Source organism: Sphingobium herbicidovorans (assembly GCF_002080435.1).
Lineage (GTDB): Bacteria > Pseudomonadota > Alphaproteobacteria > Sphingomonadales > Sphingomonadaceae > Sphingobium > Sphingobium herbicidovorans.
This window is the reverse complement of record NZ_CP020538.1, coordinates 1,779,936-1,803,258: the sequence shown is the minus strand read 5'-3', so window position 1 is coordinate 1,803,258 and position 23,323 is coordinate 1,779,936. Positions and strand designations below refer to the sequence as shown.

The 23,323-nt window shown below is 63.8% G+C and carries 24 protein-coding genes and 2 pseudogenes; 9 read left to right on the top strand and 17 right to left on the bottom strand.

Annotated elements, in window-relative coordinates; all coding sequences use genetic code 11:
* Nucleotides 1–76: 76 nt before the first annotated feature.
* Nucleotides 77–568, top strand: coding sequence for a Dps family protein (locus B6S01_RS08715; RefSeq protein WP_037469167.1), 492 nt, complete (start codon nt 77–79; stop codon nt 566–568).
* Between the two features lie 62 nt (nt 569–630).
* On the opposite strand, the gene B6S01_RS08710 is transcribed toward B6S01_RS08715, so the two are convergent.
* The 6 genes from B6S01_RS08710 to B6S01_RS08685 form a co-directional block, all read right to left on the bottom strand.
* Complete coding sequence (locus tag B6S01_RS08710; RefSeq protein ID WP_037468906.1) at nt 631–1,101, bottom strand: GreA/GreB family elongation factor; 471 nt, start codon at nt 1,099–1,101, stop codon at nt 631–633.
* A 51-nt stretch (nt 1,102–1,152) separates the two neighbouring features.
* The gene (gene cobT, locus B6S01_RS08705; protein ID WP_037468903.1) at nt 1,153–2,976 is read right to left on the bottom strand and encodes a cobaltochelatase subunit CobT; all 1,824 of its coding nucleotides are present in this window, start codon (nt 2,974–2,976) and stop codon (nt 1,153–1,155) included.
* On the bottom strand, nt 2,976–3,758 hold the full coding sequence (locus B6S01_RS08700) for a tyrosine-protein phosphatase (protein WP_051908581.1): 783 nt from the start codon (nt 3,756–3,758) through the stop codon (nt 2,976–2,978). Before B6S01_RS08700 ends, cobT begins: the two co-directional genes overlap by 1 nt.
* Complete coding sequence (locus B6S01_RS08695) at nt 3,755–4,174, bottom strand: OsmC family protein (RefSeq protein ID WP_037469161.1); 420 nt, start codon at nt 4,172–4,174, stop codon at nt 3,755–3,757. The genes B6S01_RS08700 and B6S01_RS08695 overlap by 4 nt, the downstream gene beginning before the upstream one ends.
* A 5-nt stretch (nt 4,175–4,179) precedes the next feature.
* Nucleotides 4,180–5,187: a cobaltochelatase subunit CobS gene (cobS, locus tag B6S01_RS08690; protein ID WP_037468901.1), complete on the bottom strand. Its 1,008-nt coding sequence runs from the start codon at nt 5,185–5,187 to the stop codon at nt 4,180–4,182.
* Nucleotides 5,188–5,305: 118 nt separating this feature from the next.
* Complete coding sequence (locus tag B6S01_RS08685; RefSeq protein WP_037468898.1) at nt 5,306–5,923, bottom strand: J domain-containing protein; 618 nt, start codon at nt 5,921–5,923, stop codon at nt 5,306–5,308.
* A 44-nt stretch (nt 5,924–5,967) separates the two neighbouring features.
* Here B6S01_RS08685 and B6S01_RS08680 point away from each other — a divergent pair, with 44 nt between their 5' ends.
* On the top strand, nt 5,968–6,252 hold the full coding sequence (locus B6S01_RS08680; protein ID WP_037468895.1) for a BolA family protein: 285 nt from the start codon (nt 5,968–5,970) through the stop codon (nt 6,250–6,252).
* 11 nt (nt 6,253–6,263) lie between these two features.
* Nucleotides 6,264–7,169 carry a pirin family protein gene (locus tag B6S01_RS08675; RefSeq protein WP_037469159.1) on the top strand — a complete coding sequence of 302 codons (906 nt, stop codon included), beginning with the start codon at nt 6,264–6,266 and terminating at the stop codon, nt 7,167–7,169.
* Between the two features lie 104 nt (nt 7,170–7,273).
* Here B6S01_RS08675 and B6S01_RS08670 read toward each other — a convergent pair whose 3' ends face one another.
* Entirely contained in the window at nt 7,274–8,119 is an 846-nt protein-coding gene (locus B6S01_RS08670; protein WP_037468892.1) for an MJ0042-type zinc finger domain-containing protein, read from the bottom strand.
* Nucleotides 8,120–8,289: 170 nt separating this feature from the next.
* Here B6S01_RS08670 and ftsE point away from each other — a divergent pair.
* From ftsE to B6S01_RS08650, 4 genes and pseudogenes are all read left to right on the top strand, one after another.
* Nucleotides 8,290–8,979 (top strand): annotated as a pseudogene (gene ftsE, locus B6S01_RS08665) (cell division ATP-binding protein FtsE); the annotation flags it as partial.
* Between the two features lie 22 nt (nt 8,980–9,001).
* Nucleotides 9,002–9,904: a cell division protein FtsX gene (locus B6S01_RS08660; protein WP_037468889.1), complete on the top strand. Its 903-nt coding sequence runs from the start codon at nt 9,002–9,004 to the stop codon at nt 9,902–9,904.
* A complete protein-coding gene (locus B6S01_RS08655) occupies nt 9,901–10,431 on the top strand; it encodes a YdcF family protein (protein ID WP_037468887.1) in 531 nt (176 codons plus the stop codon). The genes B6S01_RS08660 and B6S01_RS08655 overlap by 4 nt, the downstream gene beginning before the upstream one ends.
* Nucleotides 10,432–10,439: 8 nt before the next feature.
* Complete coding sequence (locus tag B6S01_RS08650) at nt 10,440–11,177, top strand: lysophospholipid acyltransferase family protein (protein ID WP_037469156.1); 738 nt, start codon at nt 10,440–10,442, stop codon at nt 11,175–11,177.
* A 76-nt stretch (nt 11,178–11,253) separates the two neighbouring features.
* Here B6S01_RS08650 and B6S01_RS08645 read toward each other — a convergent pair.
* Nucleotides 11,254–12,158, bottom strand: a pseudogene (locus tag B6S01_RS08645) (prephenate/arogenate dehydrogenase family protein).
* Nucleotides 12,159–12,161: 3 nt separating this feature from the next.
* Nucleotides 12,162–13,259: a histidinol-phosphate transaminase gene (hisC, locus tag B6S01_RS08640; RefSeq protein WP_062793026.1), complete on the bottom strand. Its 1,098-nt coding sequence runs from the start codon at nt 13,257–13,259 to the stop codon at nt 12,162–12,164.
* A gap of 201 nt (nt 13,260–13,460) precedes the next feature.
* Between hisC and metX the strand changes: the two genes are divergently transcribed.
* Nucleotides 13,461–14,597 (top strand): homoserine O-acetyltransferase MetX, encoded by a 1,137-nt coding sequence (gene metX / locus B6S01_RS08635; protein ID WP_037468881.1) that lies wholly within the window; start codon nt 13,461–13,463, stop codon nt 14,595–14,597.
* A complete protein-coding gene (gene metW, locus B6S01_RS08630) occupies nt 14,594–15,187 on the top strand; it encodes a methionine biosynthesis protein MetW (protein WP_037468879.1) in 594 nt (197 codons plus the stop codon). The genes metX and metW overlap by 4 nt, the downstream gene beginning before the upstream one ends.
* Nucleotides 15,188–15,198: 11 nt before the next feature.
* On the opposite strand, the gene B6S01_RS08625 is transcribed toward metW, so the two are convergent.
* From B6S01_RS08625 to rpmI, 8 genes are all read right to left on the bottom strand, one after another.
* Entirely contained in the window at nt 15,199–15,816 is a 618-nt protein-coding gene (locus B6S01_RS08625; RefSeq protein ID WP_037468877.1) for a glutathione S-transferase, read from the bottom strand.
* 18 nt (nt 15,817–15,834) lie between these two features.
* Nucleotides 15,835–17,400, bottom strand: a complete 1,566-nt coding sequence (locus B6S01_RS08620) for a peptide chain release factor 3 (protein ID WP_037468874.1) — start codon at nt 17,398–17,400, stop codon at nt 15,835–15,837.
* A 103-nt stretch (nt 17,401–17,503) separates the two neighbouring features.
* Complete coding sequence (locus B6S01_RS08615) at nt 17,504–18,385, bottom strand: aldose 1-epimerase family protein (RefSeq protein WP_407695224.1); 882 nt, start codon at nt 18,383–18,385, stop codon at nt 17,504–17,506.
* Between the two features lie 30 nt (nt 18,386–18,415).
* A complete protein-coding gene (gene pheT, locus B6S01_RS08610) occupies nt 18,416–20,830 on the bottom strand; it encodes a phenylalanine--tRNA ligase subunit beta (protein WP_037468864.1) in 2,415 nt (804 codons plus the stop codon).
* Nucleotides 20,827–21,918, bottom strand: coding sequence for a phenylalanine--tRNA ligase subunit alpha (pheS, locus tag B6S01_RS08605; protein ID WP_037468860.1), 1,092 nt, complete (start codon nt 21,916–21,918; stop codon nt 20,827–20,829). Before pheS ends, pheT begins: the two co-directional genes overlap by 4 nt.
* A 70-nt stretch (nt 21,919–21,988) precedes the next feature.
* Nucleotides 21,989–22,609 (bottom strand): LysE family translocator, encoded by a 621-nt coding sequence (locus tag B6S01_RS08600; RefSeq protein WP_037469150.1) that lies wholly within the window; start codon nt 22,607–22,609, stop codon nt 21,989–21,991.
* A 105-nt stretch (nt 22,610–22,714) separates the two neighbouring features.
* Nucleotides 22,715–23,077 (bottom strand): 50S ribosomal protein L20, encoded by a 363-nt coding sequence (gene rplT, locus B6S01_RS08595; RefSeq protein WP_037468856.1) that lies wholly within the window; start codon nt 23,075–23,077, stop codon nt 22,715–22,717.
* Nucleotides 23,078–23,090: 13 nt separating this feature from the next.
* A complete protein-coding gene (gene rpmI, locus B6S01_RS08590) occupies nt 23,091–23,294 on the bottom strand; it encodes a 50S ribosomal protein L35 (protein WP_037468852.1) in 204 nt (67 codons plus the stop codon).
* Nucleotides 23,295–23,323 lie beyond the last annotated feature (29 nt).

The following is a 23,323-nucleotide window of genomic DNA, read 5'->3' as shown; positions in this document are numbered from 1 at the left end:
CGCAGATGGTCATGGCACCATATCGGCATCAGATCATTATACTCCCGAAACCAATCTGATGAGCCAGGAGCACAGCATGACAGCCCCCGACCTCAAAACCCCCACGGACCTGCGCAGCAACGCCACCAAATCAGTGGCTCAGGCGCTTAACGGCGTGCTGGCGGACAGCTATGCGCTGTATTTCAAGACCAAGAATTTCCACTGGCATGTGTCCGGCCCGCATTTCCGGGATTATCATCTGATGTTCGACGAGCAGGCGACGCAGATACTGGCCACGACCGACGCGATCGCCGAGCGTGTGCGCAAGACCGGGAATACGACGTTGCGTTCCGTGGGTGATATTGGCCGACACCAATCGATCGCGGATAATGACGCGGACTATGTCAGCGCCGGCGATATGTTGAACGAACTGCGCGAGGATAATCTGCGGCTCGTGGAATCCCTGCGCGCCGCCAAGAGCGCGGCCACCGAGGCAGGCGATAATGCGACCGAAGGCGTCATCGACGACTGGACGGACCAGGCCGAAGAGCGGGCCTGGTTCCTTTTCGAAGCAGGCCGGAACGCCTGATCAGCAGTTTGACGCGGAGGGCCCGGGATAGAGCCCGGCTCCCTCCGCGCGCATGAAAGCGATCAGGCCTCCTCGATAGGGCTGATCGACAATATCTCGACGGAGTTCTCTGTCCCTCCGAAATCCAGCTGTTCGCCGGCTTCGGCATCCATCATTACGCGGGCGAGGGGTGAAGAGAAGCTGATACGCCCATCATTGGGATCCGCTTCATCATCGCCGACAATATATATGGTCTTCGCCTGGCCATTGAGGCGGTAGGCCACGCGCGTCCCAAAGGCCACGGCTTCTCCATCCGGCACCGGACGCAGTTCCGCCGTCGCCAGCCGGGTGCGCCAGTAACGCAACTCGCGCTTCAGCTTCTTCGCCTCATCCTCCGTCATGTCGGCGGTCTCGGCGGCTTCCAGCGCCTCGACCTTTTCGCGCGTCAGGCGAAGCCCGCGCTGCGTAACCCAATTGGGACCGGGCGGCAGCGGGATTTCGAAGGTGGGCTCCAGATGCTCCTCATCGCTTTCGCGGCGAAAGGCGACGCTCATAAAAATCTCCTGAAGAATATCTGTTCGAGATTGGGTGCCCCAGGCGGGCTTTCAATCCTCGTCGAACAGTCCAGCGAGCTGTTCGACCATCGTGCCGCCCAACTGCTCGGCATCCATGATCGTGACGGCGCGCCTGTAATAGCGGGTGACGTCATGACCGATGCCGATAGCCACGAGCTGGACGGGCGACCGATTCTCGATCCACTCGATCACCTGCCGCAAGTGCCGCTCCAGATAGGTGCCGCTGTTGACCGACAGCGTCGAATCATCGACCGGCGCACCGTCGGAAATCACCATCAGGATGCGGCGTTCTTCGTTGCGGGCGATCAATCGGCTATGCGCCCAAAGCAGCGCCTCACCGTCGATATTTTCCTTCAGCAGCCCCTCGCGCATCATCAGGCCCAGATTCCTGCGCGCCCGACGCCACGGCTCATCGGCTTTTTTGTAGATGATATGCCGCAGGTCGTTCAGCCGCCCCGGCATTGGCGGCCGCCCGGCAGCCAGCCAGTCCTCGCGGCTCTGGCCCCCTTTCCAGGCGCGGGTGGTAAAGCCCAATATCTCGGTCTTGACCCCGCAGCGTTCCAGCGTACGCGCCATGATGTCGGCACTGATCGCTGCGATTGAAATCGGCCGCCCCCGCATGGATCCCGAATTGTCGATCAGCAGCGTGACCACCGTGTCGCGAAATTCGGTGTCCCGCTCAACCTTGTAAGACAGGGAGCGCGTCGGATCGATCACGATTCGCGCCAGGCGCGCTGCGTCGAGCAAGCCCTCTTCCTGGTCGAAATCCCAGGAGCGGGACTGCTGCGCCATCAACCGCCGTTGCAGCCGGTTTGCCAGCTTTGTTACCGCGCCCTGCAAGCTGACAAGCTGTTGGTCGAGAAACCCGCGCAGGCGATTGAGCTCATCCTCGTCACACAGGTCGTCAGCGGTCACCACCTCGTCATGCCGGGTCGTATAGGGCTTGTAGTCGAAACCGGGCGGCAGGTCGGACAGCGGCCGGTTCGGGCGGACCGGCATCATGCCTTCATCGCCCATATCGTCGGCGCCTTCATCGCTGTCGGCGTCGAAATCGTCGCTATATTCGGTTTCGCCGTCCTCGGTGTCGCCGCCCTTGTCTTCGGCGCGGGCCTCGGCGTTCATATCGCTGTCGCCTGACTCCTCTTCGCCGGAGTCGCCTTCTTCCTGCTGCTCTTCCTCGTCCTCGCCTTCTTGCGGGTCCTCCTCTTCCGTTTCGGGCGGTACGTCGCTTTCGACCAGCTGCAGATGCTCCAGCATCGCCTGGGCAAGCTTCTGGAACGTGCGCTGGTCGTCGATCGCCATGGCCAGGGCGTCAAGGTCGGCGCCCGCCTTTTCCTCGATCCACGCGTCCACCATCGCCATGCCGCCGGCCGCGTCCTTGGGTATTTCCTGCCCGGTCAGCCGCTCGCGTACCTTCAGCGCCAGCGCGGTGGACAGTGGCACTTCGTCGGCTGAACGTGCCCGCCGCAGCGGGTCCGACCGCAGCCGCAGTTCCAGCGCGTGATTGAGGTTGGCGCGCACGCCCTCCATCGCCCGCGCGCCGATCGCCTCGACCCGCGCCTGTTCGACCGCGTCATAGACGGCGCGGGCGGTGGCGTCGGCAGGCGCTGCCGCATTATGCATGCGCAGATTATGATGCCGCAGGCGCAACGCATTGGCGTCCGCAAACCCACGGGCGAGCGCCACCTGATCGGCGGGCAGGTTGCGGCCCGGCGTTGGCACCTTGATCGCTTTGCCAGCCATATGCGGCGCGTCAGCCGTAAAGCCGACCTCCACCTCCGCATCGCGCGCGATCGAGCGCGCCGCGCCGGACAACACATCCTTGAAGGCGTCGAGGGGAGACCGTTCAGCCATTAGTCGAGCAATCTGTTACGCAGAGCTTCGCGCGCGGCCGGATCGATCCCCAGGCTCGTCAGATAGCCCGTGGTGCCGCCATGTTGCTTGTCCAAGGCGGCAAACATGCAGTCGAGATAATCGACGTCCACGGTTAACAGCGGCGCCAGCACATCGCCACGGACGCGGCGGGCGCGAGCCACCAGCGTGTCGCGCTGGCTCAGCAGCCAGTCCCAGTCCGCATGCTCGTTGGTGAGCAGATAATCCGCCAGGATTGTTTCACGCGGAACGCCAAGCGCCGCCAGGATCAGCGCCGCGCCGACGCCGGTTCGATCCTTGCCCGCCGAACAATTGATCAGGATCGGCACCCTGCCGCCCGCGATCTGCGCGAACATCGCGCGATAGGAGTCGGCATGGTCGAGCGGAATGGCGCGATAAAGAGCCAGCATCGCCTGCCGCATATCCTCTGGCGTCGCATCCCTACGTTTCAGCATTTCGCCAAGGATGCCGCTGCTTTCGTCATAATCGCGGCAGAAATAATCGACATGCGGGCCGTGCCAGACGGTCGGTTCGGCGCTCCGTTCATTTCCGCGCCGGAAATCGCAGATCGCCTGGATACCGAGCGAGCGCAGATGCTGCGCGTCCGCATCGTTCAGAAGCGCCATCGTCCCTGATCGGTAAAGCATTCCGCGCCGGACGCTCCTTCCATCCGCCGTCGCATAGCCGCCAAAGTCGCGCAGGTTGAATGCGCTTGCCAGCCCGAGGTAGCGGCTGTCGGATATGTCGGTGGTCGCGCCGTTCACGGCCGTTCGCCTTCGCCCACGCGCGGGACGGCGATGGTTTCGATCTGCGTCTCCACTTCGCTCATCAGCTTGTGGACCGGGCAGCGCGCCGCCACGCCGATCAGCATATCATGCTGTTCATCGGTCATCGGACCGCTCAGCGCGATGCGCGTGGTCAGCTTGTATATGCCGTCCCGTTCCTGACTTGCGTCACGGATCACGCCGACATGAATGCCTTCGACCGGGATGCCCTTGCGCTGTGCATACCAGAGCATCGTCATCGCCTTGCACGCGCCCAGCGCCGAATCATACAGGTCGTGCGGATCAGGCCCTTCATCAAGCCCGTCCGGCGCGGTCATGTCGGCGATCAGCTCGTGTCCACGGATGCTGATCCGGTGCGCGCTGCCATCAGGTGCGATGCGTTCGACGACGATCATGGCCGTCACGCCGCCCGGTGCGCGACGCTCTCCGGCAGATCCTTGCCGAACACGCGCTGATAATATTCCGCCACCAGCGCCCGCTCTGCCTCATCGCACTTGTTGAGGAAGGACAGGCGGAAGGCGAAGCCGACATTCTTGAAGATAAGCGCATTCTGCGCCCAGCTGATGACGGTGCGCGGGCTCATGACGGTTGAGATGTCGCCATTGATAAAGCCCTGGCGGGTCAGTTCCGCCACCTTGATCATGTTCTCGACTTCCTTGCGCCCGCCCTCATGATCATATTCGCCCGATTTGGCGAGGACGATCTGAGCCTCGGTCGCGGCGGGCAGATAGTTCAGCGTGACCACCAGGTTCCAGCGGTCCATCTGGCCCTGGTTGATCTGCTGCGTGCCGTGATAAAGGCCGGTCGTATCGCCCAGGCCAACCGTATTGGCGGTCGCGAACAGGCGGAACCATGGGTTCGGGCGGATGACCCGGTTCTGGTCGAGCAGAGTCATCTTGCCATCGGCTTCCAGCACGCGCTGAATCACGAACATCACGTCCGGACGGCCCGCATCATATTCGTCGAATACCAACGCGACCGGCCGCTGCAACGCCCAAGGCAGCAGCCCTTCGCGGAATTCTGTCACCTGCTGGCCATCCTTCAGCACGATGGCGTCGCGGCCGACCAAGTCGATACGGCTGATATGCGCGTCCAGATTGATTCGGATGCAGGGCCAGCGCAGCCGCGCGGCGATCTGTTCGATATGGCTGGACTTGCCGGTGCCGTGATAGCCCTGCACCAGGACGCGCCGGTTGAAGGCAAAGCCCGCCAGGATCGCCAGCGTCGTATCCGGGTCGAACACATAGGCGGGGTCAAGGTCTGGCACCCGCTCGTCGGCTTCGGAAAAGGCCGGGATCTTGAGATCGACGTCCACGCCGAACATTTCGCGCGCATCCACTTCGCGGTCGGGCGCGGCAAGCAGCGTTTCGGCACGGGTATCGGGCTGGACGTTGGGAATGTCGGTCATTTCCTGATCTTTCTGGTCATGTCGCTTCCAGCCCCTAAACGATCGGGGAAGGGCATGTCGATAGAGTGGGGCCTCCTTCTCCGCCGATCAAGCGGCCCCTTTGCATGGATTGGCCTGTTCAGGCGAAGGCAGGCGCCTTGCGCAGAAGGCCATAGGCTTCGATGACCCCCAGCAAGGCGCTTTCATGACTGCGATCACCGCCATTATGGTCGGGATGATAGCGGCGTAGCAGTTCAGTGTAACGCTGGCGCAACGCCTTGCGATCCGCGTCGATGCCAAGGCCCATGATGGCAAGCGCCTTGCGATCCTCGTTAGACAGGAACTTGCCGTCCTGTCGCATCTGGTTGTCGCTGCGGGCCTTTGCCATCCGCTCCTTGAACTTCGCACCAATAGCGTCGAGCGGGTCCTGGAAATCGGACCAGCGCGGCGGCGGGCTGGCCCCGTTGGCGGCAAAGGCGCGGGTCTCGCGCTCCCATCCCGCATAGGGGCGTTGAGCGGCCGCGATCTCGTCCGGGCTCATGCCGGTGAAGAAATTATAGCCCTGGTTGAACTGGCGCACATGATCAAGGCACAGCCAGCGCCACTGCGGGCCCTCATGGTTTGACCGCGAGCCTTCCAGCGGCGGTGCGCGGAACTCGCCCGGCTCGACGCAGCCATCGACAGCGCAGGAGCGGTCGCTTTCCACGCGGCCGTGAAAACGGTTGAAACGGCGGGTCGAGAAGGGGTCGGTAGACAAGATTGCCCTGATGCAAGGTGGAAGAAAGGTCCTATATAGGAGTTATGAGCACTCAACTGAAAGGCCCGGTGGCCACAGAGATCGAGGATCGGCTGCGCGCCGCCTTGTCGCCAGAGCATCTCGCCGTGATCGACGACAGCGAAAAGCATCGCGGTCATGCGGGACATGACGGATCGGGCGAAAGCCACTTCACGGTGGAGATCGTTTCGGCCGATTTCACGGGCAAGAACCGCGTTGCGCGCCAGCGCCTTGTGAACACGGCGCTCGCCGATCTGCTGCGCGAAAAAGTGCATGCCCTTGCCATCAAGGCGCGTGCCCCCGGCGAATGAAGGGAATCCCCATGATCCTAGACGATCTCGTTATCCAGACCATTACGCCTACGACCCACGACCTGGGTGATTTTCGCGTCCACCGCTCGCTTCCTGCCCCCGGCCGGACGATGGTGGGACCGTTCATATTTTTCGATCAGGCCGGACCTGCAAAAATCGGCGCGGGGCAGGGCATCGACGTGCGCCCGCATCCGCACATCAATCTCGCGACCGTCACCTATATGTTCGAAGGCGCATTCCTGCATCGGGATTCGCTGGGTACGGAGCAACTGATCGAGCCGGGAGCGGTCAACCTGATGACGGCGGGCAGCGGCATCGTCCATTCCGAACGGTCGCCCGACGGCGACCGGGCGAAGGAAAGCAAGCTGTCCGCCATCCAGACCTGGCTCGCGCTGCCGGATGGAGTGGAGGAAGTGGCCCCGGCCTTTGAACATGTCAGCGAAGGCGGATTGCCCGTCATCGACTGCGGCCGCGCCAGCGCCCGCGTCATCATGGGCAGCCTGTGGGGCGCGACCTCTCCCGTCACCACCTATGCCGACACCATCTATGCCGACATCCAGCTGTCGCCCGGCGGCAGTGTGCCGATCGATAGGGATGCCGACGAGCGGGCCATCTATGTGGCGGGCGGCGACGCGGCGCTCGATGGCGTCGCCTTGCTGCCGCAGACCCTCTATGTGCTGCGCCCCGGCACCCGCGCCACGCTGATGAGCGTCGATGGCGGCCGCGTGATCTATTGTGGCGGCGAAGCCTTCAGGACGCCGCGCCATGTCTGGTGGAATTTCGTGTCGTCCAGCAAGGACCGCCTGTTTCAGGCGCGCGAGGATTGGGAAGCTATGCGCTTTCCGCTGATCCCGGGCGACGATCAGGAATTCATCCCCATCCCGCAGGGCCGACCGAAGACGGTCAGCTATCCGTAAATAACATCCGTTCGGGCTGAGCCTGTCGAAGCCCACGCGCGCCGTTGACCTGCGGTCGCCTGCGGCTCGACAGGCTCAGGGCGAACGGAGATTGGGGCCGGGCGTTACTGAACAAAAGTCAGCGAAAGATTCTCGGCATTTTTCGGAATGTCGATCCGGCTTTCATTGATCGACGCTTCCTCGCCGGGTTTCAGGCTGTTGCGGTCCGCCTTCGTCGTCCAGCTGAACACCAGACGGTTCTGCTGGTCGCGCAGTTGCACCAGCACGGGCGGCACCGGCAGGGTCTGCTTGCCGCTGTTCACGATCCGCGCGCCAAAGGCGAAATATTCCTCGCCAGTGGGCAGCTTGCGCCGTTCGGCGGGCTTCGACAGGTAGAATAGCAGGTCGGGATCGCCTTCGTCAGCGACCAGGCCCAGATTGATGGCCCAGCTGGGCGTCCCGAAATACCAGAGCGCGCCGCCGACGCCCCCGATCACCAGGCAGAAGAGGATGGCGGCATAGGTCCACAGCTTCAGGCGATTGCGCCTCGGCTTGACGGGGGCAGCACTGCTTTCCTCGACATCGTCCCGCCCGCGCCCATAAACGTCATCATAACGATAGTCGCTTTGGGGCGGCGATGCCGGCGCTGATTGAACCGGCTTGATCGGGGCTGCCATGACCGGTTCGGCCACAGGCTCTGCTGCGACAGGATCGGGCATCACCGGCGCGGGCACTGGCGACGGAGCAGCTTGCGGAGATGGAGTCACGACAGGCGAGGGCGGCGGGGTTGGCGCCACCGTTTCGGCTGGCGCCTCGGCAAGAGCCACGGCTTCTTCGCGAGGCGCAAGCGCCGACCCCTCCTGGAACCAGCTATGTTTACACGAGGCGCAGCGAACCTGGCGGCCATTGGGGCCGACGGCGCTGTCCGGCACAATATAGCGCGTGGCGCAATTGGGACACACCAGGATCATGACGCTTCATAGGCACGGCTTGGACTCGAGGGCAAGCGGCATTGAAGGGGCAGTGCAGAGATGCCGCGACTCGGCGGTTTCCGCCGCTTGGGCTTTACGCCTGCCTGCCCGCTGTGCCATGGCTATCGCTACGGGGGCAAAAGGGAGCGCGCAGGCGCATTCATTGAGGCATGTCGGCAATCGTACAGTTCGAAAATGTCGGCCTGCGCTATGGTCTGGACAGCGAGACGCTGTCCGACGTCAGCTTCTCCCTGCATGGCGGCGGTTTCTATTTCCTGACCGGCGCGTCGGGGGCTGGCAAAACCTCGCTGCTCAAGCTGCTGTATCTTGCCCAACGTCCCAGCCGGGGCGTCATCCGCCTGTTCGGCGAGGATGTGGTGACGCTTCCCCGCAAGCGCCTGCCGGGCTTCCGCCGTCGCATCGGCGTCGTATTCCAGGATTTCCGGCTGGTCTCGCACCTGTCCGCCTACGACAATATCGCGCTGCCGTTGCGCGTCGCAGGCATGGCCGAAAGCGAGATCGACGCATCGGTTTCGGAAATGCTCAACTGGGTGGGCCTGGGCGATCGTGGCCAGGCGCGCCCGGCAACGCTGTCGGGCGGTGAGCAGCAGCGCGTGGCCATCGCCCGTGCCGTCATCGCCCGGCCCGAAATCCTCGTCGCCGACGAGCCCACGGGTAACGTCGATGCGGACATGGCCCGCCGCCTGCTGACCCTGTTCGAGGCGCTCAACCGCCTGGGCACGACCATCGTCGTCGCCACGCACGATCTGCCGCTGATCGGTCAGGTGGAGGGTGCGCAGATGATGCGGCTGGACAAGGGGCGGCTTTCCGATCCCACCGGATCGCTGCGCTATCCCCCCGTCCTCAGGGCATGGCGGCGTCATGACCGGCGCAGACCGCCGCGCCGCCGCTGCTGCGCGCAACCGTCTGCTGCCCGAAGGCCGCGTTGCCGGACCCATGCCCTGGGTCATAGCGATCATGATGTTCCTGACGGTTCTTGCCGCTGCCGCCGGACTCGGCCTTGGCGCTGCCGTGCAATCGGTCGGCGCAGACCTTGCCGGGCGAGCGACCGTGCAGATCGTCGAAGCGAATGCCGACCGGCGCGAGGCACTGAGCGGAGAGGCGGCGCGATTGCTGCGCAAATCACCCGATGTGCAGAGCGTCAGTCCCGTCGATCCCACTGCTCTCGCGGAGCAGATTCGTCCCTGGCTGGGTCAGGACGCCGCCAGTGGCGATTTGCCAATTCCCGCTTTGATCGACGTCGAATTGAAGCCGGGAGCCACCGATGTTCAGGTTCAGCGGATTGGCCGCGCCCTTGCCGCCCTTTCGCCCCAGATCCGTGTAGAACACCATGCATCCTTTCTTCGACCGCTTGCCCGCCTGCTGGCGGCGCTCGGCGGGCTCGCAGTGGGCATAGTGCTGCTGATGGCGCTCGCCACCGCCGCGATCGTCGTGCTGGCGGCGCGCGCCGCGCATGATAGCCATCGCGGGACGATCGACGTGCTGCACCTGATGGGGGCAACCGATGTGCAGATCGCGCGCCTGTTCCAGCGTCGCATCGGCCTTGATGCGCTGTTCGGCGGGCTTTTGGGGTTCGTCACGGCCCTGCTCGTCATCATCCTGCTCGGCACGCGCCTTGCCGCCACTGGTTCAGACCTGCTGGCGGCGATCAGCCTGCCGTGGAGCAGTTGGCTGGTCCTCGCCGCCCTGCCCGTCGGGGGCGTGTTGCTCTCGACGCTGGCCGCGCGCTGGACCGTGCTGCGGTCCCTGGGCCAACTGCTGTGATTGTACGCCTCATCGCCGTGACGCTGCTCGCTTGGATGCTGGGCTTTGCCTGGTTCGCCATCTTCCTGCCCCAGCCGCTCGACGGCCGCCCGACAGACGCCATCGTCGTTCTGACCGGCGGCGCGGGCCGCATTGATCGGGGGCTTGTGCTGCTTCAGGAGGGCGCGGCCAAGCGGATGCTGATTTCCGGCGTCGATCGTTCTGTCCGTCCGTCTGAACTCGCCGCCCAATATGACGCGCCGGAGCGGCTTTTCTCCTGCTGCATCACCCTTGGCCGCGAAGCGATCGACACGCGGTCCAACGCCATCGAAACGTCCCGCTGGCTGGAGCGCCGGCATTTCAAGACTGTCCGCCTGATCACCACGGACTGGCACATGCGCCGCGCGGCGCTGGAACTGCGCCAGGCGGTGCCCGGCAGCCTCACCATCATCTATGACGCCGTGCCCAGCCGTCCCAGCCTCACCATGTTGATGCGCGAATATAACAAATATCTGCTCCGCCGTGCGGCGGCGCTGGTCGGGATCTGATGAACAACATGATTACCGCCCTGCGTTCGCTCGCCTTCATGCTGGCTTTCTACAGCGGATCGGCGCTGCTGGTGTTCAGCGCGCTCCTTGCCGCTTGGCCCTTGCCTTCCGCAGTGCCCCACATTGCGACCGTATGGAGCCGTTTTCACCGCCTCTGCGCGCGTTGGCTGCTGGGTCAGAAGGTGCGGATCGAGGGTGAACTGCCGCAGGGTCGCTATCTTTATATCGTCAAGCATGAATCGATGTTCGAAACGATCGATCTGCTCTGCCTGTTCGATCGCCCGGTCATTGCCGCCAAGCGCGAATTGCTCGACATGCCTGCCTGGGGACGGATCGCGCGCCTTTACGGCCTGATCCCGATTGAGCGCAGCGCCGGGGCGAGCGCCATGCGCACGCTGCGCGCCGCCGCGCGGGCGGCTACCGATCAGGGGCGGGCTGTCTGCCTTTTCCCTGAAGGCACGCGCGTCCCGCACGGTGAAGCGCCGCCGCTGCGCGCGGGCTTTGCAGGCCTATATTCGCTGCTCGGCATGCCTGTGGTGCCGATCGCGATCGACAGTGGCCGCCTGTCGCCGCGCGGCAAGTTCATGAAGCGGCCAGGCACCATCACCTACAAGGTTGGCGAAATCGTCCCTACCGGCCTGGACCGCCGGGAGGCCGAAGCGCGCGTCCATGCGGCGATCAACGCGCTCAATGCGGCGGTTCCTTCGGAAATATTCAAGCCGGGACCCGAAGGGGCGGATGCGTGAGTTCGGTACGCGCCAAGCAATTTCGCGCCGGGCCTTGATAGGCTGGACCTTGCCCGCCGCGCCACCGCGCGAAAAATCAATGGCTCCGCCCGAAGTCCGGCTTTGGATCATCCTGCCCCTGTTCGATGATCGACCGGCGGATAGCACGGGTCCGGGTAAACAGGTTGAACAGCGCGTCGCCATCATTCCAGCGGATCGCCCGTTGCAACGCGGACAAATCTTCCGAAAAGCGTTGCAGCATTTCCAGCACCGCGTCCTTGTTCGCCAGGAAGACGTCGCGCCACATGGTGGGGTCCGACGCGGCGATGCGGGTGAAGTCGCGGAAACCGCCTGCTGAATATTTGATGACCTCCGACTGGGTTACATCTTCCAGATCGCTCGCCGTGCCGACGATGGTGTAGGCGATCAGGTGTGGCAAGTGACTCGTCACCGCGAGCACCAGATCGTGATGCTGCGGGTCCATGATTTCCACATCCGCACCGACCCGGTGCCAGAGTTCCGAAACCCGCGCGACCGCAGCCGGATCAGCATCGGCGGGGGGGTGACGATGCACCAGCGCCCTTGGAACAGGCTGGCGAAGCCAGCCTCCGGCCCGCTATTTTCCGTGCCGGCGACCGGATGCGCGGGGATGATCGCCCGGCCCGGCAATGCCGCTGTTAATTGCGCGAGCACATCGGCCTTGCAGGATCCCACATCGCTCACGATAGCCTCGGCTGGCAGGTCGTCGGCAATCTCTGCCGCCGCCGCGCCCATCGCCCGCACTGGCACGCACAGCACTACCAGATCGGCGTCTGTCACGCTGGCCCCGGCTGTGTCGGTCACATCGTCGCACAGGTCGATCGCCCGCGCGATCTGCCGCACGTTGGGGTCGGCATCATGCCCCGTCACCCGCACGGTCGGCATATATTCGCGGATAGCCCTCGCCAGCGAAGATCCGATCAGTCCAAGGCCGATGATGGTGACGCGGGAAAAAGGCAGCATGGTTCAGGCCGCCTCCGCCATTGCGCGGAGCTTCGCTGCCACCGCGCGCACCTGATCCTCCGTACCGATGGTGATACGCAGGCCGTTGGGCAGGCCTTGGCCCGGCAGCCAGCGCGTTGCGAATCCTTCGTCCCACAATCCCTTCATCGCCGCTTCGGCCGACAGCTTTCCATCGAACAGAATGAGAATGAAGTTCGCCTTGCTGGGCACTGCGCGAAGCCCATGGTTGGACAGCGAAGCCACCTCATCAGCCAGCCATTGCCGCCACTGGCGGTTGTGCGTCCGGCTGGCCTCTACCCATGCCTGGTCCTTCACCGCCGCGATCGCCGCCGCCTGTCCCGCCGTGGTGACGTTGAACGGCGCGCGGATGCGGTGCAGCGCGTCGATAATCCCCGCACTGGCATAGCCCCAGCCGATCCGTTCCGCTGCAAGCCCGTATATCTTTGAAAAGGTCCGGGTGACCAGCACGTTGGAGGCAGTCTTCGCCAGCTCCAGTCCGCCATCATCCTCCTGCCGGTCCAGATATTCGGCATAGGCCTGATCCAGCACGAACAGAATGTCGGGCCGCAGCGCGGCATGCAGCCGCGCAATATCTTCGCGCGGTGTCATCGTTCCGGTGGGATTGTTGGGATTGGCGAGGAAGACGACCTTCGTCCTGTCCGTCACGCAGGCGAGCAGTGCATCCACATCGGTTGCGTAGTCCCTGTCCGGCGCGATCACCGGCGTCGCGCCCACGCGCCGCGTGGCGATGTCATAGACCGAAAAGCCGTAATGGACGTATAGAACTTCGTCCCCCGGCCCGGCATAGGCGCTCGCGGCGATGTGAAGCAGTTCATCCGAACCGGTGCCGTAGATCACCCGCGCCGGGTCCAGCCCATGCAATGCTGCAATCGCCTCGCGCATCTTCGCCGCGCCCGGATCGGGATAGGTGGCAAGGTCCGCGGTGGCCGCGACCAGCGCCGCGCGCGCAGCCTCGCTCGTGCCAAGGGGATTTTCATTGGCGCTGAGCTTGACCAGCGGGCGACCGTCATCGGCCGCCGCCTTGCCAGGCACATAGGGCGAAATGCCGAGGATCCATTCCTTGGGAGCAGGTTTCGTCATGGGCCGGGCTTTAGCGCCATCCGCGCCAAAGGCAAAGCGCCGCTGCATGCGGGGCGCGCCGGCCGCTCGCCTGCGCACTGGATGTCGGGGAGAGGCGGCCCATAACGTCACCCGAACGGACCTGTTCAGGGCCATCGCGCCGTTTCAGCCGACCCTCCACCGATTGACAGCCTTCGTCCACGGTCCTAGCCCCCATCCACCATGGCCAGCGCCCCGCTATCCGATGACAGCCGTTTCGGCCTCCGCCGTCAGGTCCGCCTGACCGGCCCCCTGCGTCTGGACAGCGGCGCGGCTCTTGTGCCGGTGGATATCGCCTATGAAACCTATGGCCGGATGAATGAGGACAAGAGCAACGTCATCCTCATCTGCCACGCGCTGACGGGCGACCAATATGTGGCGTCCGATCATCCGGTCACCGGCAAGCCCGGCTGGTGGTGGCGCATGGTGGGGGATGGCAAGCCCGTCGATCCCGCGCGGCACTTCATCATCTGCGCCAATGTCATCGGCAGCTGCATGGGGTCTAGCGGACCCGCCAGCCCGGATCCGGCAACGGGCGAACCCTATGCAATGCGTTTTCCGGTGCTGACCATCGCGGACATGGTGCGCGCTCAGGCGCTGCTGCTCGACTATCTGGGCGTCGATCGTCTGGCCGCCGTCATTGGCGGCTCCATGGGCGGGATGCAGGCGTTGAGCTGGCCGACCATCTTTCCCGATCGCGTGGAAAGCTGCATCGTCATCGCATCCACGGCTCGTCACAGCGCACAAAACATCGCTTTTCATGAAGTCGGGCGGCAGGCGATCATGGCAGATCCCAACTGGCGCGGCGGCGATTACTATGCCGACGCGCAGGTGCCGAGCGCGGGTCTGGCCGTCGCGCGCATGGCCGCGCACATCACCTATCTGTCGGAGGCTGGCCTTACCGAAAAATTCGGCCGCCGCCTTCAGGGGCGGGACGCAAAGACCTTCGGTTTCGACGCCGATTTTCAGGTGGAAAGCTATCTGCGCCATCAGGGTCTGAGTTTTGTCGAGCGGTTCGACGCCAATTCCTATCTCTACATCACCCGCGCCATGGACTATTATGACATTGCGGAGGACCATGGCGGCAGCCTCGCCACCGCGTTCGCACCGTCCAGGGCGCGTTTCTGCCTGGTCAGCTTCGACACCGACTGGCTCTATCCCACGGCGGAATCGCGGATTATCGTGCATGCGCTGAACGCCAGCGGGGCGCAGGCGAGCTTTGTCGAACTGTCCAGCCCCTTCGGCCACGACGCCTTCCTGCTGGAATGCCCGGAGCTCAACCGCGTCGTTGACGGCTTCCTGAAAGGCGGTCGCGCATGAGCGAGGCGCTGCGTCCCGATCTGGCGCTGATCGCCCGCACCGTCACGCCAGGCGCACGCGTGCTCGACGTAGGCTGTGGCGACGGCGCACTGATGGCGGCGCTGCGTGACGCCAAGCAGGTCGATGCGCGCGGGTTGGAGATCGACGGCGATAATGTCGCCGCCGCCGTGGGACGCGGCCTGTCCGTGGTGCAGGGCGACGCCGACACCGACCTGGCCTATTATCCCGACGCCAGTTTCGACTATGCGATCCTCAGCCAGACGCTACAGACCACGCGTCGCCCCGATCTGGTCGTGGACGAACTGCTGCGGATCGGGCGCCAGGCGTTCGTATCCTTCCCTAATTTCGCCCATTGGCGCGGTCGGCTGTCTTTGCTCTGGGGTGGCCGCATGCCGGTGACGCGGTTGCTCCCCGACACATGGTATGACACGCTCAACATCCATCATGTGACCGTCGATGATTTCCGCGCCCTGGTGAAGGAGCGCGGCTGGACGATTGATGGCCAGTGGTTCCTGAAGGGCGACAAGGAAACCACCCACGCCAACGCGAACCTGTTCGCCGAGCATGCCGTGTTCCTCCTGCGCCGTTAGGCGAGGATCCCCTACAAAAAGACCGCCGCATCGCCGGATTGCCATGCAGCCCTGCGCGTCATGGCCCGATCGAACAGCGCCGACCCGATCAGTCCCCGCAGCCAGGTCTGCACCCGTGGCACGGCTTGTGCGTCAAACCACGCCTGGTCGGCGGCCGCAAACTGCCGGACAAAGGGGAAGATCGCCATGTCCGCCAAAGTCCTGCGCCCACCACACAGAAACGCACGGCTCTTCAAGTGGGCTTCCAGTTCGCCTAGCCACGCCATCCCGGCCGCGCGATGTTCCAGCGGGTCGGACCCATAGCGCGCCGCATATTTGTAACGGTCGAGATGCTGTTTGAACGACCCATCATTGGCCGCGATCAGCGCGGCATCATCCCCCTCCAGCCAGCCCTCGGGATCATGCAGGCGAAGCGCCCAGCGCATGATGTCCAGGCTCTCGTCGATCACTTCTCCGCCGGGCAGCGCCAGCACCGGCACAGTGCCCTTGGGGGACAAGGCGAGCATCGAATCAGGCTTGTCGCGCAACAGGATCTCGCGCAACTCGACCTGCTGCCCGCTGACGATCAGCGCCATTCGCGCCCGCATGGCATAGGGGCAGCGGCGAAAGCTATAGAGGATGGCGGTCATCTTACGGCCGCTAATGCCTCAACGCTCTCTGGTGGCGCTGAACTTGACCTTCGGATGCCGCTCTTGCTGATAGGTCACGTCCCAGGCGCTCTTGGCCATGAAGACAAGGTTGCCGTCGCGGTCCTTGGCCATGTTGGCGCCGTTGAATGACACCAGCTCCTTGACCGCCGCGTCATCCCCCGAAACCCAGCGCGCAGTATCGAAGGGTGAAGCCTCCAGCCCCGCTGCCACCTTATATTCCGCCTCAAGGCGCGAAATAAGAACGTCCAGCTGCAACTGCCCGACGACGCCGACCACCCAGCTGCTGCCGATCTCGGGATAAAAGACCTGAATCACGCCTTCTTCCGACAGATCGTCCAGCGCCTTGCGCAGTTGCTTGGTCTTGGTCGGGTCTTTCAGCGCAACCCGTCGCAGGATTTCCGGCGCGAAGTTCGGCAGGCCGGTAAAGCGCACGCCGGCCTTTTCGGACAGCGTATCGCCTACGCGCAGCGTCCCGTGATTGGGAATGCCGATGATGTCGCCCGGAAACGCCTCGTCCGCAATCTCACGATCCTGCGCGAAGAACAGGATCGGCGAATGCACGGCGATCGGCTTGCCGCTGCCCGAGGGCGTCAGCTTCATGCCGCGCCTGAACTTGCCCGAACACAGGCGCATGAAGGCGATACGGTCGCGATGCTGCGGGTCCATGTTCGCCTGCACCTTGAAGATGAAACCGGTGACTTCGCTATTCTCAGGCTCGATCGGAGCGGGCTCGGCTGGCTGCGCGCGGGGCGGCGGCGCATGGGCGGCGAGCGCGTCGATCAGCTCGGTGACGCCAAACAGCTTGAGCGCCGACCCGAAATAGACCGGGGTCAGGTCACCGTGCCGATAGGCCGTCAGGTCGAAATCCGCATAGCCGCCAACGGCAAGCTCCGCCTCTTCCCGCAATTTCTCAAGCCCTTGGGCTGAGATATGCTCCGCCAGCCTGTCGTCATGGATATTTTCGACGAAGACTTCCTTGCCCTCAAACTCCTTGCTCGCACCCGAAGGCTGGCGCAGCCGGTTCCTGGCGAAGTCGTAAATCCCCTCGAACGTCCCGCCCATGCCCACCGGCCAGCTCATCGGGCACACATCCAGCGCCAACGCGTCGGCGACCTCGTCCAGCAGGGCAAAGGTATCGCGCCCTTCCCGGTCGACCTTGTTGATGAAGGTGATGATCGGCACGTTGCGCAGACGGCAGACTTCGAACAGCTTGCGCGTCTGCGGTTCGATGCCCTTGGCGGCATCGATCACCATGACCGCCGAATCGACCGCCGTCAGCGTGCGATAGGTGTCTTCCGAAAAATCCTCGTGCCCCGGCGTATCGAGCAGGTTGAAGGTAATGCCGTCTCGCTCGAAGGTCATGACCGAGCTGGTCACGGAAATGCCGCGCTGCTGTTCGATCTTCATCCAGTCCGACCGCGCGCGCCGGTTCGCTCCACGCGCTTTCACCTCGCCAGCGAGGTGGATCGCGCCGCCTTCCAAAAGGAGCTTTTCGGTCAGCGTGGTCTTGCCGGCGTCAGGATGGGAAATGATCGCGAAGGTACGGCGGGATGGGATGGTCATGGCAGCTTCTAATATGTGGCGAAAACCTCCGTTCGCCCGGAGCTTGTCGAAGGGCGCGCGCGAGCTTCGACAGGCTCAGCCCGAACGGAATCATTGGCCGCCGTTACACGTCCACCAGCGTCACGTCCATGCGGAACCGCCGTTCATCCCCAGGCAGCAATCGCATGATGCCCTGCTTCTCCCACACATCGCCCTCAAAGCCGACAAGGTCCGCCATGCCCGCCCAAGGCTCGACGCATAGATAGCGCGCGCCCGGCTTTTGCCACAGGCCCAGCCAGGGCGTGTCGGGAAAGTCGATCTTCAACCGCGTTCGCCCCGGCACGCCCCACAGCAGGCTGTGACTTTCCAGCGTGTCCCATATCAGCGCGTCGTCTTCGAACATCGCATGGGTCGGCGTGAGCAAATTGCCATCAACCGGTGAAGCCACGCTATCCCGCGCGATCAGCCCGGCTTCTTCCCCGACCCTGCGGATCGGCGCGGGCTCCGCCTTCTCGAACGCAACCCGATGCGCCTCGACGTTGCCGCCATAGGGCAGCGGCCAGGCGAAGGCGGGGTGGTAGCCGAAGGAAAAGGGCATGTCCGCCTCGCCCCGGTTCATGACAGTCGCCGTCATCATCAATGTGCTACCGGCAACCGCAAACTGCATGTCCAGCCGGAAGTCGAAGGGATAGACGGCCCGCGTCGCCGCATCGGCTTCCAGCCGGAAGATCGCGGATTCGGGGAGATGTTCGATCTGCGCAAAGGCCATGCGGCGCGCAAAGCCGTGCTGCGGCATCGGATACTCATGCCCGTCGAGCCGATACATGTCGCCGCGCGACCGCCCGACGAAGGGGAAGAGCAAAGGCGCATGCCCGGTCCACCAGCGAGGGTCGGCGTCGGTCATGAGCTGGCGGCCCTGCGCGTCCTTGAGCGACCATAATTCCGCGCCCAGCGGACTGATGCTGGCGGTCAACCCGTCCGAAGCGATGGTTACAAACTCGTCCACTCGGGCTTCCCTTTGCATCACTGGAAGGATTTACGCCCGCAGCGTTCCGCCGAGCTTTTCAGCCGCCTTCACGATGCTCGCGCTGATCGCGTCCAGCTCTTCCTGGCTGAAGCTCTTCTCGCCCGGCTGCAACGTGACCTCGACTGCCAGGCTCTTGCTGCCTTCGTCCACGCCAGGTCCAGCAAAGACGTCGAACAGTCGTGCGTCCACAATCGCCTTCTTGTCCGCGTTCCTGACGGCGCGCACCAGGGCGTCCGCTTCCACCGCTTCGTCCACGACGAAGGCGAAATCACGCTTTACGGGCTGTAGTGCGGGCGGCGCATAGGGCGCGCGCATGAAGCCGCTGGCCCGCTTTGCCGGGATCGCGTCAAGAAAGATTTCGCCCGCAACCACCGGGCCGGTCAGGCCGAATTGCTTAGCCAGCGAAGGATGCAACAGGCCGAATTCGGCAAGCACCGTCTTTGGCCCCAGCCGCAACGTCCCCGACTGCCCCGGATGATAAGCGGCGGACGCCTCGCCAAAGCTTTGCAGGTTTGCCACGGGCGCGCCCGCAGCTGCCAGCAGGGCAATCACTTCGGCCTTTGCGTCATAGGCGGTGAAGGGCTGGGCCTTGCCCGTCTGCCAGCCCCGCGCCACCTTTTCGCCCGCCAGCACAAAGCTTGCGGTCGCCCGCTCCTTGCCGGTGAAGTAACGCCGTCCCAGTTCGAACAATCTTACCGAAGCCGCTCCCCGGTCCATGTTCCGCCGCGCCGCTGACAACAGGCCGGGCAGCAGCGATGGCCGCATGACCTTCAGTTCTTCGGAAATGGGATTCGCCAGCGTCCACTCGCCACCGCCGACCGCAGCCGCTTCCTTTTCGGAAATGAAGGACCAGTTGATCGCCTCGGCCAGACCCCGGGCCGCCGCCGTTCGCCGTACCCGGCGCTCGACCAGCTGTTCGCTCGTGGCCGTCGCCTTCGCGACGCCGGGTGCGCGAGGCAGGGGGGTGGAAGGCACCTGATCCAGCCCGACGATGCGCACCACCTCCTCGACCAGGTCGGGCCAGCCGTCGACATCGCGACGCCAGCTTGGCACTTTCACCGTCCAGTTGGCCGGCGTGGTCACCGGCATGCCATCTTCATAGCTGAAGGTTGCGTCATTGCCTTCGACGCCGAAACCCAGGCTTTCCAGAATCTGGCGCTGCTCATCTTCCGCGACATCGACGCCCGCCAGCGCGAAGCACTGGCTCGGTTCATAGGTCACGATCTTGTCGGCGACGGGCGGCGTACCTGCCCGCGTAGCCTCGCTGGGCGTGCCGCCGCACAATTCCGTCACCAGATAGGTGGCGATAGACAGGCCATCATCCAGGAAAGCCGGATCCACACCCCGCTCGAAGCGGCCGCGCGCATCGCTGGTCAGCGCCAGCTTCTGTCCGGTGACCGCGATCCGTTCCGGTGTGAAATAGGCGCATTCGATCAGCACATCAGTGGTGCATTCCGTGGCGCCTGAATGTTCGCCGCCCATGATTCCGCCAATATCGTGTACCGCCTCATCATCGGCGATCACGGTCATCGTCTCGTCAACGGTGTAGGTTTTGCCGTTCAGCGCCAGCACTTCTTCGCCAGGCTTTCCCCGGCGCGCGGTCAGGGGGCCTTTCAGCGTGGCCAGATCATAGACATGCAGCGGCCTGCCCAGATCGATCATGATATAATTGGTGATATCGACCAGCGTGCTGATGGGCTTTTGCCCAATGGCTTTCAGACGCTTCGCCATCCATTCCGGCGATGCGCCGTTCTTCACGCCCTTGACGGTCCGGGCAAAGAAAGCGGGGCAGCCATCTGCGTCCTCGATCCGGATGTCGGGACCCACGCCGACGCCAATGATCTCGGGGACGATGATAGGATTGAGAGTCCCCAACCCAGCCGCCGCCAGATCCCGCGCGATCCCCCGCACGCCCATGCAGTCCTGCCGGTTCGGGGTGATCGACACGTCGATGACCGGATCGTCCAGCCCGGCCCAGACAGCATAGACCTGTCCCACCGGTGCGTCGGCAGTCAGTTCGATGATCCCGTCATGATCCTCGCCCAGTTCCAGCTCGCGGAACGAACACATCATGCCATTGGATTCGACGCCCCTGATGGCCGTCTTCTTGAGGACCATGCCGTTGACCGGCACCACCGCGCCTTCAGTCCCGAACACGCCCACCAGCCCCGCGCGAGCATTAGGGGCGCCGCACACGACCTGAAGCGCGCCGTCGCCCGCATCCACGGTCAACACCTGCAACTTGTCCGCTTGCGGGTGCGGATCGGCCGTCAGCACCTTTGCTATGCGGAAAGGGGCCAGCTTTTCCGCCGGATTTTCCACACCCTCGACTTCCAGGCCGATGTTGGTCAGCCCTTTGAGGATGGTCGGCAGATCCGCATCGGTGGTGAGATGCGTCTTGAGCCAGCTCAGCGTGAATTTCATGCGCCCACTCCTCCGCTTAAAGTGGGGACATCGAGCGCAGAGAAGCCATAATGTTTAAGCCAGCGCAGGTCGCCGTCGAAGAATGCGCGCAAGTCGTTCATCCCATATTTCAGCATGGCGAGGCGATCGACGCCGGTGCCGAAGGCAAAGCCCTGCCACTCGTCGGGGTCCAGCCCGCACGCCTCGATCACGCGGCGATTGACCATGCCACTGCCCAGCACTTCCAGCCAGCCGCCGCCCGGCGCATCGCCATCGCCGCCGATCACGCGCTGGCCGTTGGTCAATGTATAGCCGACATCGACTTCAACCGACGGTTCGGTGAAGGGGAAATAGCTGGGCCGCAGGCGCAACACGATATCGTCCCGTTCGAAGAAAGCCTTGAGGAAGGTTTCCAGCGTCCATTTGAGGTGGCCCAGCGTGATGCCCTTGTCGATCACCAGCCCTTCGATCTGGTGGAACATGGGCGTGTGGGTCGCGTCGGAATCCGACCGGTAAACCCGCCCAGGCGCAATGATGCGGATCGGCGGCTCACCATTCATCATGGTGCGGATCTGTACGGGCGAGGTATGGGTGCGCAGCAGCATCTTTTTCCCGTCTTCGCCATCGGGGAAATAGAAAGTGTCGTGCATCGCCCGCGCGGGATGCGTTTCGGGAATGTTGAGCGCGGTGAAATTGTGCCAGTCGTCCTCGATCTCCGGCCCAGTCGCGACAGAGAAACCGAGATCCGCGAAAATCTCCGCCAATTCGTCCATCACTTGGGAAACAGGATGAACAGACCCCTGCGGACCGACGTCGGCGGGCAGTGTCATGTCGATCTTCTCTGCCGCCAGTCTGGCGTCGAGTGCCGCCTGTTCGAGCGCCGCCTTCTTTTCCGCCAGCGCTGCCGTTACGCTTTCACGCAGATCCTGGATCGGCGGGCCTTTTTCCAGGCGCTCATCGGGGCTCATCGGGCCAAGGGTTTTCAGCAACCCCGTGACCACCCCATTTTTGCCCAGCGCGCCGACGCGCAGAGCCTCCACCGCATCAAGCGTATGGGCGGCGGCGATGTCGGCGATCAGGCCGGCTTTCAGATTGGCGATTTCATTCATGATTCTTCGTCATTCCCGCGAAGGCGCAATGTCTGCGCGCCTTAGCGGGGCAGGCCGCGCAAGGAAAGGGTCAGGCGCGCGCGCCCAGCAGCGCGCCTCCAAAACCGACGAACAGGATGCCGGTGCCGCGGTTGAACAGCCTTTGCCGGTTCGCAGGCTCCAGCCAGCGCTTGAGCTTCAAACCGCCCAGCGCATAGGCACCGTACCAGAAGCTTTCGATCACGACAAAGGTCGCCACCAGTATCGCCAACTGGATACCGAAAGGCCGCGCGGTGTCGATAAACTGGGGGAACAGCGCCGCAGCGAAGATGATCAGCTTGGGATTGGAAAGCCCTGTCAGCAGCGCCGTTCCATAGAGCTTGCTGGCCCGCAGGGAAGGGGCTGCTCCACTATCTGCGCCCTGCGCCACCGGCAAGCGCCAGGCCTTGACGCCCAACCAGATGAGATAAGCGACGCCTGCATAGCGCAAGCCGTCAAACAGCAGAGGCGATGTCTTCAGCAGCGCACCCAGGCCCAGGGCCGACGCGACAAGGCAAAGCAGCACCGCGCTCATAAGCCCCGCCATGGTCACCAGCGCCTTGCGAGGGCCATGGGCGATGCTCTGCGCCATGACGTGCAGCATGTTCGGGCCAGGCGTGGCCGAGATCAGCAATACCGCGGTGGCATAGAGCCACCAGATGTGCAGCGACATGGGCTTGCTCCTTTCGCGAGTGGCAGGGGCGTTGCCTGCAAACAAAAAGGGCGCCGAAGGCATCTGCCTCGGCGCCCTTTTGGACGATCTTGCGACCGGTCCTGCTCAGGCCGCGGGCAGCGCGGCCTTCGCCTGGGCGATGATGGCGCTGAACGCTTCGCCTTCATGCATTGCGATGTCGGCCAGAACCTTGCGGTCCAGATCGACGCCGGCCAGCTTCAGGCCGTGCATGAACTGCGAATAGGTCAAGCCCTCGGCGCGCACGCCAGCGTTGATGCGCTGGATCCACAGACCGCGGAAGGACCGCTTCTTGACCTTGCGATCGCGATAAGCGTACTGCCCGGCCTTTTCGACGGCCTGGCGAGCGATGCGGATCGTATTCTTGCGACGGCCATAATAGCCCTTCGCCTGTTCCAGAAGCCGCTTATGCTTCGCCTTGGTGGTCGTACCACGTTTTACGCGTGCCATGTGCCTCTACTCCTTACTTCAGGCCGTAGGGCGCCCAGAGGCGCACGTGAGCGACATCGGAATCCGACAGCACGGAAGTGCCGCGGTTCTGGCGGATATACTTTGAGTTATGGCTGATCAGGCGGTGACGCTTGCCAGCGACGCCGTGCTTGACCTTGCCGGAAGCGGTGAACTTGAAGCGCTTCTTCACACCGCTCTTGGTCTTGAGCTTGGGCATTTTCGTCTCCTTTTTCAGCGCGACGATTA